We start from the raw sequence: 14469 nt of genomic DNA on the forward strand, positions 1-14469 counted from the left end.
AAGTAAATAAAAAACGGGCGGTGCTCATTTATTATCACTGAGGCCGCCCGTTTGTTTGCTAGCTTCGCTAACCGGTTACTCCGGTAGCGCGTAGCCAATCACGTAATCGCCCATCTTGGTGCCGAAGGTGCCGTGGCCCCCCGCCGTGACGACCACATACTGACGGCCGTCTTCGCCGGTGTAGGTCATCGGCGTGGCTTGGCCTCCTGCAGGCAGACGCGCTTTATACAGCTCCTCGCCAGTGGTGATGTCGTAACCACGCAGATACTGATCCAGCGTGCCGCTCAAGAACGATACACCGCCCGCGGTAGTCAACGGGCCGCCCAGCGCCGGAACGCCGACGTTCAAACCAATCGGCAGGCCGAAGGGCATGCTGTCTCGTGTGGTGCCATTGCGGTGCTTCCACACCACCTCGTTACTTTGCAGGTCGATACCGGCCACATCGCCCCAGGAGGGGGCTTGGCAGGGCAGGCCGAGCACCGAAAGTAGCGGTCCCAGCTCGACGGCATAAGGTGCGCCTTCATTGGCTTGCAGCCCCTGTTCGCTGGCAGAGCCTTGGCCCTCTTCTACCTCATCACGCGGAATTAACGTAGACACAAACGCCAAGTATTTAGCGCCGGTAAACAGCGCTTGGCGTTCGGGATCAACGGCAACACCGCCCCAGTTCATTACGCCGACATTGCCCGGATAAACAATGCTGCCTTCCAGCGAAGGCGGCGTGTACTGGCCCTCGTAGCGTAAAGAGTTGAATTGAATGCGGCACATCATTTGATCAAACGGTGAGGCGCCCCACATGTCGCGCTCGGTGAGCGGCGGTGGCAGCAGGTTAAGCGCTGAACGCGGCTGCGTCTCCGCTGTCCAGTCGCCTTCCACGGCGCCTTGCGGTGCAGGCACCTCTTCGATGGGCACAATCGGCTCGCCGGTTTCCCTGTTTAGTACGTACAGGCTGCCCTGCTTGGTCGGCTGAATAACCGCGGGCTGGGTGCCATCACTTGTAGCCAGATCGATCAGCACCGGCTGTGCGGGTGTATCCATATCCCACAGGTCGTGGTGAACGAACTGGTAAACCCACTCAACTTGGCCATCGTCCAGGTTAAGGGCCACTAGGCCTGCGCTGTAGGTTTCATCATTCTCAGTGCGGTCAGCGCCATACTGGTCAGGCGTGGCGTTACCCATGGGCAGGTAAACTATGCCCAGCTCTTCATCGACGCTGATCGGTGCCCACACGTTAGGGGAGCCGCGAGTGTAGGTTTCGCCTTCGGGTAACGGGTCGGTGTCGTCAGGGTTGCCGCTATCCCAGTTCCACACCAGCTCGCCGGTATGTACATCAAAGGCGCGAATCACGCCGGAGGGTTCGTCAATGGAGCTGTTGTCAGTAACATGCCCGCCCAGAATGACCAAATTTTCGGTCACCGTAGCAGGTGAGGTGGAGTAGTAACCGCCCGGTGAGAAATCGCCAATATTATTAGTGAGGTCAATTTCACCGTTATCGCCAAAGCTGGCGCACCGTTCACCCGTGTCGGCATTCAGCGCAATCAGTCGTGCATCCGCGGTGGGCAGGTAGAGCCTGCGTGGGCACATAACGTCGGTTTCGCTTAGCATGGGTTGGGGGCTGCTCTCTTCTTCCTCGCCAAACAGCAGTGAGAGGAAAGAGAGATCCAGGCTGAAAATATCGTTGCTATCGAAGATGTCAAAAGAGAGCGCTGTAGCACTACTCGGCGCAGCATTGTTGCTCGCCGCTTCGTCACTAGGTGTGCTTTCAGCACCTGAGTAGCTGGCCGCATCGTAATAGGCGAGGCCACGACAGGTCATGTGCGCCCAGCCGGAGAAGTCATCTGCACCCATCGTGCTGATTTCAGGGTCAAACGCCCACCGGGTTTCGCCGGTTTCAGGGGAGAGCGCCATTGCCCGGCTATGCGACGTACAGATATATAGGCTGTCGTTCACTTTTAGCGGCGTATTCTGATTGGTGATCTCCGGGGGCGCATTGGGGCCCGCCTCATCACCGGTTTGAATGCGCCAAACCTCTTCAAGCTCGCCGATGTTGTCCGGCGTGATCTGATCGAGTGAGGAGTAGTGGGTGCCCGCATTGGTGCCGCCATAGGCAGGCCAGTCATCGCCTGCCACTTGGGCAGGGTTAACGCTATCGGTCGTTGATTGGCTGCTGTTTGCCAGCGAGCCTTCAATAGTGCCGGGGTCGTTAAACTGGCTGGCAATGGCCACGATAACAGCGGCAGCAATGCTGCCAATAAGCGCCAGGCTGCCGCCTTTAGAGTGCAGCGGCTTACGCCACCAGGGCAAGAGTAGCAAAATACCGATTAAGCAGAGGATGGCGACGCGCGGGACTAGCTGCCACCAATCAAGGCCTACTTCCCATAGCGCCCACACTAAGGTGGCAAAAAGAATCAGCGCGTAGAGCCACAGAGCGGCACCTTTGCGCAGGGCAAATAAAATGCCGCAAGCAATAATGCTAAGCCCGGCAATTAAGTAGTAGGCGCTGCCGCCCAAGCTGAGCAGTTTGCCGCCGCCAACGGCCAGCGCCAAGCCGATAATAGCTAGTAGCAGGCCAACGGTTATCGCTGGCCATTTACCATGATCGCGCGTGCTTTCTTCCATGAGATGTCCCCTAGTGAAGCGTACTTAATACGTTAATGCATGCCGCTTAAGCCCTAAATTCAAGCAATAAGTGCCAAGTGACGAAGCAGCAACGCGCTCTAACCCATCGGCGGCGCCGATGGGTTAGAGCACATCGCTATAATGAATGATTTTAATAATCAATTCGCTATTGGTCTAACGATTTGATGATTTTTCTGCGTTGGGCACCCTACCGCTGGACATCTTTATGGCGGTAGGAGGGGGCGGTAGGGTGGATTAGTCAGTAAGCGTTATAGTTTGACCAGCATTTTACCGGTGTTACCGCCGTCAAACAGGGCAAGAAACGCGTCGGGTGTGCTTTCCAGGCCCTCTTTCACGGTTTCTTTATATACCAGCTTACCTTCCGCTACTTGGGGAGCTACTTCGTTCAGGAAATAGGGGTAGCTAGCCCAATGGTCAGCCACAATAAAACCCTGCATCTTGGCTTTGCGCACTACCAGCTGAGCGAGATTGCTCGGCCCGGGGGTAGGCTCTTTGGCATTGTAGCTGTCGATCATGCCGCATACCGCGATCCGCGCGCCTTCATTTAGCTGGCTCAATGCCGCTTCTAGGCAGATGCCGCCGACGTTTTCGTAATACACATCGATGCCGTTGGGGCTGGCGAGCTTAATGGCGTCGCTTAACTCCTGTGCAGAGCGGTCGCGATAGCTAACCGGTTCGACGCCCAATGACTCAAGCCAGGCCAGCTTATGCGCAGCACCGGCAATACCGACCACATGGCAGCCCTTGGCTTTGGCCAGCTGTACTGCCAGGGAGCCAACCGCACCGCTGGCTGCGCTAACCAACACATTGTCACCCGGCTTGCACTCGGCAATCAGGTTGAGGCCAGTCCAGGCGGTCATGCCAGGCATGCCCAGCACACCCAGATAGGCCTGCTCAGGAACATCAATATCGGGTAGCGGCGTGACGCCTTGTGCAGGCAGTTGGGCAATATCCCGCCAGCCGCCCATATGGCTGACTTTGGCACCCACTTTTAAGCTTGAATCATTGGACTCAATCACCTCGCCAATGGCGCCACCTTCCATCGGCTTGCCGAGTTCAAACGGCTCCACATAAGTACGAATACCGCTCATGCGGCCACGCATGTAGGGGTCGACGGAAAGCCAGTGATTACGAATGCGTACTTCACCCTCGGCTAAGTCAGGTAGGGTTTGTGTTTCCAGCTTGAACAGCGCGCGGTCGGGCAGGCCGTTGGGGTAATCGGCAAGCGTGTAAAATTGTGATTGCATAAATACCTCCTACAAATACTTAGCGTTTTGAGCTATCTGCTTCAGCTACGTGTGTCGAACTCCTTGCAGCATAGAGACCATTAGCTTGCTTGCAAGTTCGTTAATATATTGGGCGCTAGGGCACAAAAAGAAACAGGGCGATCCGTAATGGATCGCCCTGTCTGTTGACTGTCTTGTGTTAATGATGTGCTTTGTGTGCTGTCGCATTGATTAGGCTAAGGGGTATCACACAACTATCAAGGATGTGTTATCCGTTAATCCAACAGCGTTACCATCACTGGAGCTGTACCGCGGCGGATCATGCCAAGCTTCGCTGCCGCGCTTTTAGATAAATCAATAATGCGTCCTTGAATGAAAGGGCCGCGGTCATTGATCAGTACTTCTACTGCTTGTCCCGTGTCAGGGCGTGTCACCAACACCTTAGTGCCAAACGGCAAACTTTTGTGGGCGGCGGTCAATTCCTGTTGGTCAAAGGGCTCTCCGCTGGCAGTGGTCGCTCCTTGGAAGCGGTCACTGTAAAAGGAGGCGACGCCTTGCTGTGTTTCTGTTTCGTGTGCAAAAGCACTATTGGCAGCGCTACTGACTACTATCGCTGCCAAACAAATCGTTCGGATCAATCGTTTTTGGGCTCCCATAGGAGTACCTCGGCTTTGCGTGTTGCGAATATCGCACTCTTGTTGAGGTGCCTGATAGGCTTCTCGATACTACCCTTGTCGCATCGAGTCAGCAAGCTTTAAGAAGATCGATGCAAATAGGTTCAATTTCAAGAATTTTTAATCTCTACTGATGTGGCCTTGGGTTTCAGTGACTTATCAGCCCAGGTATGAAATGAATAAAAAAAGAATTTTGTGCAATGCAGCGTTTTTCATGAAACGCTCACTTTAATTGAGTAAGCTTCTTATAATCATGAATGCTTATCTAATTAATAATTGTCGTTGTGACTCAATAAGGAACCGCTCATGGCTAAATCTTCTTCGTTTGCGTTTGTATTGGTGGCGGTCGGTGGTGCAGCCGTAGGCTTCCTCGCCGCTCAAATTATTCCTTTGCCGGGGCAAACCGTCGATGAAGTGCCTGCTGAAAGCGCTGAGACAACTGATCAATCGTCTGTTGCCGAGGCTATTGTTGGTCTTGAAAAGCTCACACTTGATGAGCGCCTGCGTGGCGAAATAACCTCGGCCAGCGAACTGAACGGTAACGACGGTAGCCGTTTCATGCGCTATGCAATCGCACTGGAAGAGAATGAGATTGTTGAGATTTCTCTCAACGGAGCCTTGCAAGGTGTTGTGGCGCTTTATGATGATGAACTACAGCTGATCAATAATGCGCCCATCGTTCGTCACCGTATTGAGGAGAGCGGTGACTATGTAGTGGTGGTTAGCGGTGCCGACGCCCATAGCTATGGCCCGTTTACTGTTGAAAGCCGCACCGTGGAATTGACGGATGCCGACACTGTGGCAGTGGGTGAGCCAATCGATAGCTGGCTGCAAGGGGATGCCCGTGAAATCACCTTGAACATAGAAGAGGCGGGCCTCTACCAGCTGGAAATGCGTTCTGACGACTTTGATGCTTACTTAGAGATTGAAGGGCCGAATGGCTACGCTCGTGAAGACGACGACAGTGCCGGTGATTTAAACGCGCGTATCGCCGACTTCCTTGAACCCGGTGAGTACACCCTTACTGCACGCAGCGCCTACGATGATGGCAATGGCGTTTATACGCTTTCAGTAGAGCCTCACGATTTACCGGGTGATGGCGAGCTGCGTAATGATGGGGCGCTCACTCCCGATGACTCCCTCAACGGCTGGTACAGCGGTCAGGAGCTTATTTACCAAGTAGAGGTAGAAGAAGCCGACATGTACCAAATTGAGATGCGCTCCAGCGACATCGATTCCTACCTGGTGCTTGAGGGGCCTAACGGTTACTACCGCGAAGATGATGATAGTGCCGGCAACCTGGACGCTAGCATCGCTGATTTTCTTGCTCCCGGTGAGTATCAGTTAACGGCACGCACTGCCTATGGCGATAGCAGCGGCATGTTTACGCTCTCTATGGAACCGCGTGATATGCCAGACGCTGATCTGCGTAATGAAGGCACGCTTACCACGGGTGAAGCGCTTAACGGTTGGTATAGCGGTGAACCGCTGACGTATCAGTTGGAAGTAGAAGAGAGCTCATTAGTGACATTGGAAATGCGCTCCGACGATTTTGATACCTTTATCGAGATCAGTGGCCAAGGCTTTGTCGCCAGCGATGACGACGGCGCAGGCGGTACCGACGCACGGCTTCAAGAGCCGTTGCTGCCCGGCACTTACACGGTGAGCGCACGCGGCTTTAGCGCTACCGGTAGCGGTATGTTCGAACTAAGCTTGAACATGGAGCCGGCGGATATTTCTCCAGAACTTTAATTGTTAGCGCCAATCAATAATAACGCCCTTGTAGCTATCAGCGGCAAGGGCGTTTATGTTTGGTTTGTGTTTAGAGACGCTTTGTGACGGATATTAACGGCCAGCTTTGAGGCAACCTACCACCACCAGCACTGCCGCGGCGGGTAAACGCCAGTCGAGTACGCTCATGCCTGCCAACACCAGCAGCAGGGCGGCCAGAATCGGCACGCCATACGCCAAACTGCCCACAAGGCTTGCGTGCCCCCAGCGCAACGCTTTATCCCACGCCACCATAGCCACTCCGTAAGGCCCTAAGCCCAGCGCGATTCCGGCGAGTAACGCTTCCCCGTTGGGGAGGGCGAGGTTGCCTTCCAGTATTAAGCTGGCGGCCACGGCAATAGCGCAGGCAATGAGCAATAGCCGTGGCAGTAGCGGCGTTAAGGCCACCGGCGCTGCTTGGCTTAACCATGAATAGATTGCCCAGCAGCATGCGGCTAGCAGTGCTAGCGCGTAGCCCGTGGTGGCGACACCCAGGCCGCCGCTGATAGCTTGAGGTACCAGCAGCAGTGCCGCACCTGAAAACGCAATCAGGGCGCCAACCACCCCCGCGATGCGCAGGCGGCCAAAACGGCTCCATTGGCTGAGTAGCACGAATAGCACGGGCCATGTGTAGGTAATGAGCGCCGCTTCTGCGGCGGGCGCTAACCGCATACCAATAAAGTAGGTACTTACGGCGCCAAAGATGAGAAGCGGGATACCCACCCAAACGCTGAGCTGCCAACCCTTACCGCAGGCGGCGACGTTTACGCGGCGGCTTAACGGTAGCGTCGCCAATGATCCCGCTAGCAGAGTAACGGCGGTAAGCTGCAAGGGCGGTGACGCTTTGGCAAATTCAGCCAGCAGCGGTGCCGCACTCCAAAGCATCACGGCCACCAGCGCCGCACCAACACTGTACCAACGTGGGAATAACGCGGGGGAGTGAACGGGATGCATAAGAGATCTCCTTGATTTGAGCATATGCCGAGCAGCATACTCATCATCAATGCATCACAATATCGATCTTTTATGATCAGTTTCATCAAGTTTGGTGATATATGCGTGCACCCACCTTAGACCTAACCCTGCTGCGCACCCTGGTGGCAATTGCGGACACCGGCAGTGTGACCGCAGCCGCTAAACGGTTGGCGTACACCCAGTCCACCGTGAGCATGCAGCTGCAGCGATTAGAAGCACAGCTATCGCTTACGCTGCATGAGCGGGAAGGGCGACGAATACGCTTTACCTCAGAAGGGGAGCGCTTACTTAATCATGCCCGGCGGCTATTAGCGCTTAACGATGAAGCGTGGAGCGATATGCAGGCGCGACAGGTAACAGGGGATCTGACCCTCGGCATTCCTGAAGATTACGCCTCGCTACTACCCTCGGTATTCGCATACTTTCATCAGCTCTACCCCGCCGTGGGGCTTAAGGTTATCTGTGGCACCAGCACCCATCTCGTTGAGCAGGTTAAGGCCAAAGAGTTGGACCTCGCCCTGGTGACCCGGCAGCGTAACTCGCCGGGCGGCGATGTGATTCGTCGGGAACCGCTGCTGTGGGCAGTCGGTATGAACCAGCAACCGCTGCTTAGTGACCCGCTCCCACTGGCACTCTATTCACCGGGGGCAGATGTATTTCGTGAAGTAGCCGAGCAGGCGTTGCAATCAGCCGGGCGTAGCTGGCGTGTGGCCTATACCAGCCAATCCATGGCCGGACTGGCGCCGATTGTTACCGCTGGTTTGGCCATCGTGGTGGTGACTCGCAGCATGCTAACCCCTGCGCTGAGGCCGCTGGATGAGAGCAGCGGGCTGCCTGCACTGCCGATGATTGAATTGGCGCTTCACCGAGCGCCTCACCGACCTTCGGAACCTGCGCGCCGTTTAGGCGAGTTAATACGCGAGCAATTAGCAGCACCCGAACAAGCGCTATAACATGGCTTTTTAATCCAGTAGAGTCTAAGTAATGCTTACCGTTGATGGTCATGTAGTGCTTTAATCAGCGTAATGGCGCGTTACTGACTAGAATGAAAAGCAAATGAATTAGTTGTTAGGAGCACTACATGCACGAACTGGATCGCTATATCTACCCGCATCGGGTGCTGCACTGGCTGGTGGCTGGGGCGGTGTTGCTCTCCTTGGCCCGCGGTTTAACGTTAGGTTTTTTGGGCTATGAGCGCACTGTCGCTTTAGTCGGCAATATGCTTACGAACTTGCTGTATACCAGCCATAAGACGCTGGGTGTGCTGATCCTGTTGTTAATGACGCTACGTATTATTACCCGCTTGGCCTTTTTGGTGCCTGACCATGAACCGCCCTTAAATGCCTTCGAGCGGATTGTTAGCACCAGTGTCCACCATTTGCTCTACATAGCGCTGGTGGTTATGCCCTTACTGGGTTGGGCCGCCACAGCAAGCGGCGGCTTTCCTGTGGAGTTTTTCCATTGGCATTTGCCAGGCTTGATTGGCGAGCGTGAGCAGCTGTCTGAACAACTCTTTATGTGGCATGGGCGCCTGGGGTGGGTCATTTTAGGCTTGGTGGTGCTGCACGTCGCTGGCGCTATATTCCATTGGAAAATCAAGCGCGATAACGTTATGAGAAGGATGAGCCTGTTTGATTAACGGCCAATGAATTGGTTAAAGACTAACTCGCCGAGCCGTAGCGATAGCACTCTGCTGCTTGGCGAGATTTGACAGCGTACATATGGCTATCGGCTTCACGCAGTAAGCTCTCGAGAGTGGCGTCATCTGCACCCTGGGCAGTGCTTACCCCGATGCTCACGCTAACACTGACCCGCTCGCCGCAGGGGAGTTTGATCGGTGAGCGAATAGCTTCGTTGATACGGGCCTGTATATTCTCAAGGGTATCTTCGGGTTCAATATTTTCCATGATGATAATGAATTCATCGCCTCCAAAGCGTGCGCAGTGGTCACACGTCCGCGCCAGGTGGGCGATGCGTTTAGCTATTTGTTGTAATACAAAATCTCCTGCCTCATGGCCGTAGCAGTCGTTAATAGGTTTGAAGCGGTCAAGATCGAGCATTAGTAACGCTAGGCGCTGGCCATGTTGACGATTACGCTCCAAAGCCTCTGCGGCGCAGCACGCTAAGCCGTGGCGATTTAATAAACCTGTCAGCATATCGCAGTTGGCTAAATGCTCCAGCGCTTTAGTGCGGGCGGCAACTTTTTGTTCCAGCGCGGCTTCCTGCTTTTTAAGCGCAGTTAATATATCGGCTTGAGCCCGTTCTTTTTGCCGTTTGAGTTTGTTAAAGCGTGATGCCAGCGCAAACGAGAGCAGTAACATTTCTAGCGCAGAGCCAATTTGAATACCATGTAGGGTAATAAAATTAGCCGGCAGTATGCCCAGGTTGCGTAGCGCAAAGACACCTGCACCTAACAGGAATATCGACCACGCAAACACGAATATTCGAGCGCTGGGTATGCGTCGAAAACTGCAGTAGCTGCCGCATATCAGGAGCAGCAAAGCCGCCATAAAACCCGTCACATCCATTAGGTGAAGGGCCGCAGGAATGGGTAGCAGCAGCGAGGCAATGACGGCCAGCCAACAGTAGTTGCGGAAGGTGTTTAATACTTGATGCCAGCGTGGACAGTAGGTCTCTGTGTTAAGAAAACTCTGCGCAAACAGCGTGGCCATGGTAGAGGCAAAGGTGAAACCAAGCGCTACTAAGCGGGACGTGTTTTCACCCAAAAAACTCCAAAACATGAGTGTGCCAATGCCGTTGAATGCCAGAATGGCAAGCCCAAAGCCAGCGACAAATAGCGAGTAGTGAAGAAATACACGCTCTTTTAAGCCAAAAAATAGCAGTAAATTATATAAACCCATCGCCAGCAGCATGCCAAAGTAAGTGGCCAGCCAAAAATTATGACGATCGTTCTGGGAATAAAATGCCTCTGGCGATAATAAGTTATAGCTCAGCATTTTGCTGCCTGAGGCAGCCACATGGGTATATAGCGTGACGGTTTCGTGGGCGGCCAGCTCAAGCGGAAAAACCGCCTGACGGTGAGGGAGCGCGCGCTGTTCAACGGGAACCGCACTGCCGCTTTGCTGCTCATCAAGAAGCTGTTGGCGAAGCGTGTAAAGAGTAACGTAATCCAGAAACGGATATTCAAATGTCACCATCCACCGCTGGGGATCCGGCGAATCATTGCGCACCTGGGTTCGCAGCCATACGTCACCTCGGGTGTAGCCGAAATTTAAATCTTCGGCTTGGTGCGTTCGCTGAAATGTAAGCTGTTGGTTGAGCAAATCGTTAATCGTTATAGACTGTTCATCGTCGTGCCAGAACTCGCTATAAGGGGCAAATGAGTAACTCGCCTGGCTTGGCGATGCAGATAAAAGAGTGTTTGCCTGGGCCCACGGCGTACAATAAACCGCAAGCAGCAACATGATGCCGGTGTAAACACCCGCTGTTAAACGTCGTGCATGCATAGGGTATCGCTTTTTTTTTGGTTTTTTTACCCCGATCACTGTTCCCTGGGTTCCCTTACCCGCCGGGGGCCGCTAGTTCGTAGACATAGCGCTCATACTGGCTTGCATGCCACTTCGCACGAAAGCAACTCAAATTTCCCTGTGCCTACGATAAGCCTCTTGAGTGTAGTCGGCTTTGGAAAAATATTGTGTTTAAAACCCTCATGCTTAAGTCATCACTTTGCTTAAGTGTTTTGTAAGTTGTTGAATTAGTTGGCCGCTGTGGCGCCAAAAATGCCAATAGAGAGGCACTGTCAAAAAGTGACCGGGAGCAACGCTGGCCAGTTGGCCACTCGCTAGTAATTCTTCAACCTGTAGTTGCGGCATCATGCCGTACCCGATCCCCGCTGCTGCTAAGCGCACAAAGCCTTCTGAAGATGGGCAGAGGTGGTAAGGAAAGTGGCCGTGGTAATCGCACTGAGCAAGAAAGCGATGCTGTAATTGATCGTGAGGGCCGAACACGATGGCTGGCGCACGCTGAAAGCTCTCCTCCGAAGGACCTTCTGGAAAGTAGCGCTCGATATACGCCGGTGTCGCCAACGGGTGGTAGCGCATTTCTCCCAGCGCAACGCAACGTGCCCCGGCAATCGGCTGCGGTGTAGCGCACAGGCAGGCCGCTACATCACCATCACGCAGGCGCTTGAGCCCGACATCCTGGTCTTCAATCACCAAATCTAGCAGTACGCCCTCCTGTTGGCAGATAGTTGCGATGGCCTCAGCCCACCAAGTGACCAAACTATCCGCATTGATAGCGATACGCAGGCGCGCTGCCTGGTCATCCAGGGTGGGTAGGGAGCCGCGCAAGTCTCGCTCTAGTAGCTGTACTTGCTGGTAGTGGGTCAATAGTCGTTGGCCCGCAGGAGTGGGGGCTAGATGAGGGTGGCGTATAAGCACCGGCTGGCCAAGGCGAACTTCCAGCGCTTTGATGCGTTGTGAGACAGCCGACTGCGAAAGCCCCAGTACATCGCCTGCGCGCTCAAAGCCGTCGCATTCCACTACGGTCGCTAAGGCGTGAAGCAGTTTGTAATCCAACATGGCGGTGTTCCAAGCCCATAAGAGTAGTGACGTTAATTAAAAAGTGATGATTTAACAAATGCACACTAAAGCAAATGAAAATCAATTCATTATTGACTTGGCCCAGCAGTGCGGCACAATTCGGCGCTTATACAACCATGGTGGAAGGTAATAATGGAACTGCTGCGCTTAGTATTTCATCACTACCGCTGGCCCTTTTTAGGCGCCATTGCTCTGAGTCTATTGAGCGCTGGCTTAGGGGGTGGGGTGATTGCCTTTATCAACCAGCGGCTTATTGAGGTAGGCAGTATGGCAGCGCTGCCGCAATTTCTTGGTCTGCTGGCAGTGCTGCTGGCAGTCACACTCAGTACCCAGTTGGCGCTGACCGTGCTGGGTCACCACTTTGTGTTTGACCTACGCTCGCGGCTGGTGAAGCGGATTCTCGACACCGATATTGAGCGCTTGGAGCAACTGGGCAACGCCACCTTGCTTGCCAGTCTGTCCAGCGATGTGCGTAACATCACCATTGGTTTTGTGCGCCTACCGGAGCTGATTCAGGGCGTGGTGCTTACGCTGGCTTCGGTGGCCTATTTGGCATGGCTCTCGCCGCAAATGGTGGTCATCACCGTGCTATGGATCGCCTTCACCATGGGCGTGGGCTGGTGGTTGGTCTCTAAGGTATATCGCCATTTTCACCTCGTACGTGAAAGCGAAGACAGTCTGTATAAAGATTTCCAGGCGGCCATTGAAGGGCGCAAAGAGCTGGCGCTCAACCGCGACCGCGCCCGGCGCTTTTATGATGAGCGCTATACCGCCAATGCACGCGACTACCGTCACCACATTATCCGTGCCGATACCTACCATTTAAGTGCCAATAACTGGTCTAACATTATGATGTTAGGCGCCATCGGGGTGGTGTTTTTCCTCTCTAATGGGTTGGGTTGGGCAAATACCACCGTGGCTTCCACCTTTGCGCTGACGCTGCTATTCCTGCGTACACCGCTGATTCAGGCGGTGGGCGCTTGGCCGACCTTGATTAGCGCTCAGGTCGCATTTGATAAACTGAGCAGCCTGGAATTGGCCGAGTACCAGTCAAGCTTTGCCGTCGACGATACGCTGGCCGACTGGCAGCGCCTTGAGCTGGAGGAAGTCACTTACCACTACCCGGACACTGCACAAAGCGAGGGCTTCCAGGTGGGGCCTCTCAATATGACCCTTGAGCGCGGTGAACAGGTGTTTCTGATCGGCGGCAACGGCAGCGGTAAGTCGACCCTGGCAAGGCTGCTCTCTGGGTTATACCGTCCCCAAAGCGGCACTATTAAGATTGATGGACAGGTGGTTAATGCTGCTCAATGGCAAGCGTTCCGCGCTCGCTTTGCCAGCGTGTTTACCGATTTCCACCAGTTTGATCAGGCCATGGGCCCTGAAGGATTACCTGCTGACCAGAAGGTCGTTGATACCTGGCTTGAGCGACTACAGATGCAGCACAAATTGCAGTGGGAGGGCGATCGCGTCATTAACACCCAGCTCTCACAAGGGCAGCGCAAGCGCCTGGCGCTGTTGCTGGCGATTGCCGAAAAACGCGATATCTTGCTGCTCGACGAGTGGGCGGCGGATCAAGACCCGCAGTTCCGGCGGCTGTTCTACCGCGAGCTGTTACCGCACTTAAAAGCGATGGGTAAAACCGTGTTTGCCATCAGCCATGACGACAGCTACTTCGTCCACGCTGATCGATTGCTGGAGATGTCGAAGGGGCAGCTTAGCGAGCTGAAAGGCGAGCAGCGTACGCGAGCAAGCGAAGATGCAGTTGCTCAAATAAACATTTAAATCGCTAGAATTTTAACCGGCGGCCTGTTTAGCGCGCTTACGCGCTTCCAGGTCGCAGCCCTCTAGCGGGCAGGTGCCGCAGGTATCAAACTCATCCAGTAAATAGCGCAGGCAGCAGAGCTTGCGCACCCGCTTAACCTCCTCACCACCCTTGGGCGTAAAGTAACGCACCGGCTGAAATAGCGGGTTGCGCTTGCCGTTGGGCAGGTTGCGCGCTTCCAGCAACGCTTTGGCGGCCTCAAGCGCCCCGCCATTAACAAGTGGATGCTCGGCTAACGCGCTTACGTAGTAATCCACGTAGCCACCGGCATTGCTCCAGAATACTCGCTGCGCAGCACCGGAGATGGCCGCAAGCTGCTCAATCAACGGTGCCCAGTGCTGCTCAATCAGGGTGGCAAAACGCTCAAAGGGATCTTGAGTGGTTAACGGCGTGCCTTCGTGGGACAACCACAGCCGCGAGGTGGCGCCCTTGTCGTTAAAGATAACTTGCATGTCGTCCAGACCCACCGGGAGGTCACGGTTAAGCAGCAGGTTGGCTGTCAACGTAGGAACGGTTAGCGCACTGAAGTGCCATTTCGACCACAGCGATACCACTGCCCGCTGGTCACCGCCTGGGTACTGTGCAGCGAAATGGGCGAGATCCGCTTTGAGCCAATCGGTATTCCGCCAGCGGGCTGTTTTGAAGGCTTCCAGCGGTGGCGCTCCACCTATTAACGGCGGCGTAAAGTTCGCCAACGGCCCGGTGTAGCAAGCAGCCAACGAGGGCTCGAACAGTTGTGGCTGACGCAGAGCGGAGGGCATCGCGGGGCTCCATCACAGGGCTTTCATACGGGGCGCTGG

Annotated in this window: 11 protein-coding genes; 4 read left to right on the forward strand and 7 right to left on the reverse strand. The window is 54.6% G+C overall.

Annotated elements, in window-relative coordinates:
- Positions 1–75: 75 nt before the first annotated feature.
- The 3 genes from QHL1GM_RS16990 to QHL1GM_RS17000 form a co-directional block, all read right to left on the reverse strand.
- On the reverse strand, positions 76–2616 hold the full coding sequence (locus tag QHL1GM_RS16990; protein WP_071695522.1) for a glucose/quinate/shikimate family membrane-bound PQQ-dependent dehydrogenase: 2541 nt from the start codon (positions 2614–2616) through the stop codon (positions 76–78).
- Positions 2617–2885: 269 nt separating this feature from the next.
- Positions 2886–3884, reverse strand: coding sequence for an NADP-dependent oxidoreductase (locus tag QHL1GM_RS16995; protein WP_071695523.1), 999 nt, complete (start codon positions 3882–3884; stop codon positions 2886–2888).
- A gap of 254 nt (positions 3885–4138) precedes the next feature.
- Positions 4139–4519, reverse strand: coding sequence for a septal ring lytic transglycosylase RlpA family protein (locus QHL1GM_RS17000; protein ID WP_071695524.1), 381 nt, complete (start codon positions 4517–4519; stop codon positions 4139–4141).
- A gap of 324 nt (positions 4520–4843) precedes the next feature.
- Here QHL1GM_RS17000 and QHL1GM_RS17005 point away from each other — a divergent pair, with 324 nt between their 5' ends.
- Entirely contained in the window at positions 4844–6289 is a 1446-nt protein-coding gene (locus QHL1GM_RS17005) for a hypothetical protein (protein WP_071695525.1), read from the forward strand.
- Between the two features lie 93 nt (positions 6290–6382).
- Here QHL1GM_RS17005 and QHL1GM_RS17010 read toward each other — a convergent pair whose 3' ends face one another.
- A complete protein-coding gene (locus QHL1GM_RS17010; protein ID WP_071695526.1) occupies positions 6383–7261 on the reverse strand; it encodes a DMT family transporter in 879 nt (292 codons plus the stop codon).
- Positions 7262–7362: 101 nt separating this feature from the next.
- Between QHL1GM_RS17010 and QHL1GM_RS17015 the strand changes: the two genes are divergently transcribed.
- Both QHL1GM_RS17015 and QHL1GM_RS17020 read left to right on the forward strand, forming a co-directional pair.
- Entirely contained in the window at positions 7363–8235 is an 873-nt protein-coding gene (locus QHL1GM_RS17015) for a LysR substrate-binding domain-containing protein (protein WP_071695527.1), read from the forward strand.
- A 128-nt stretch (positions 8236–8363) separates the two neighbouring features.
- A complete protein-coding gene (locus tag QHL1GM_RS17020; RefSeq protein ID WP_071695528.1) occupies positions 8364–8921 on the forward strand; it encodes a cytochrome b in 558 nt (185 codons plus the stop codon).
- 22 nt (positions 8922–8943) lie between these two features.
- Here QHL1GM_RS17020 and QHL1GM_RS17025 read toward each other — a convergent pair whose 3' ends face one another.
- Entirely contained in the window at positions 8944–10749 is a 1806-nt protein-coding gene (locus QHL1GM_RS17025) for a diguanylate cyclase (RefSeq protein ID WP_071695529.1), read from the reverse strand.
- A gap of 207 nt (positions 10750–10956) precedes the next feature.
- Positions 10957–11823: a LysR family transcriptional regulator ArgP gene (locus QHL1GM_RS17030; protein ID WP_071695530.1), complete on the reverse strand. Its 867-nt coding sequence runs from the start codon at positions 11821–11823 to the stop codon at positions 10957–10959.
- Positions 11824–11976: 153 nt separating this feature from the next.
- Here QHL1GM_RS17030 and QHL1GM_RS17035 point away from each other — a divergent pair, with 153 nt between their 5' ends.
- Positions 11977–13629 (forward strand): multidrug ABC transporter permease/ATP-binding protein, encoded by a 1653-nt coding sequence (locus tag QHL1GM_RS17035; RefSeq protein ID WP_071695531.1) that lies wholly within the window; start codon positions 11977–11979, stop codon positions 13627–13629.
- A gap of 12 nt (positions 13630–13641) precedes the next feature.
- Here the strand turns inward: QHL1GM_RS17035 and fhuF are convergent, their stop codons facing one another.
- Positions 13642–14430, reverse strand: a complete 789-nt coding sequence (gene fhuF / locus QHL1GM_RS17040; RefSeq protein ID WP_071695532.1) for a siderophore-iron reductase FhuF — start codon at positions 14428–14430, stop codon at positions 13642–13644.
- Positions 14431–14469 lie beyond the last annotated feature (39 nt).

Source organism: Halomonas sp. QHL1 (assembly GCF_001882345.1).
In the GTDB taxonomy this organism is placed as follows: Bacteria; Pseudomonadota; Gammaproteobacteria; order Pseudomonadales; family Halomonadaceae; genus Vreelandella.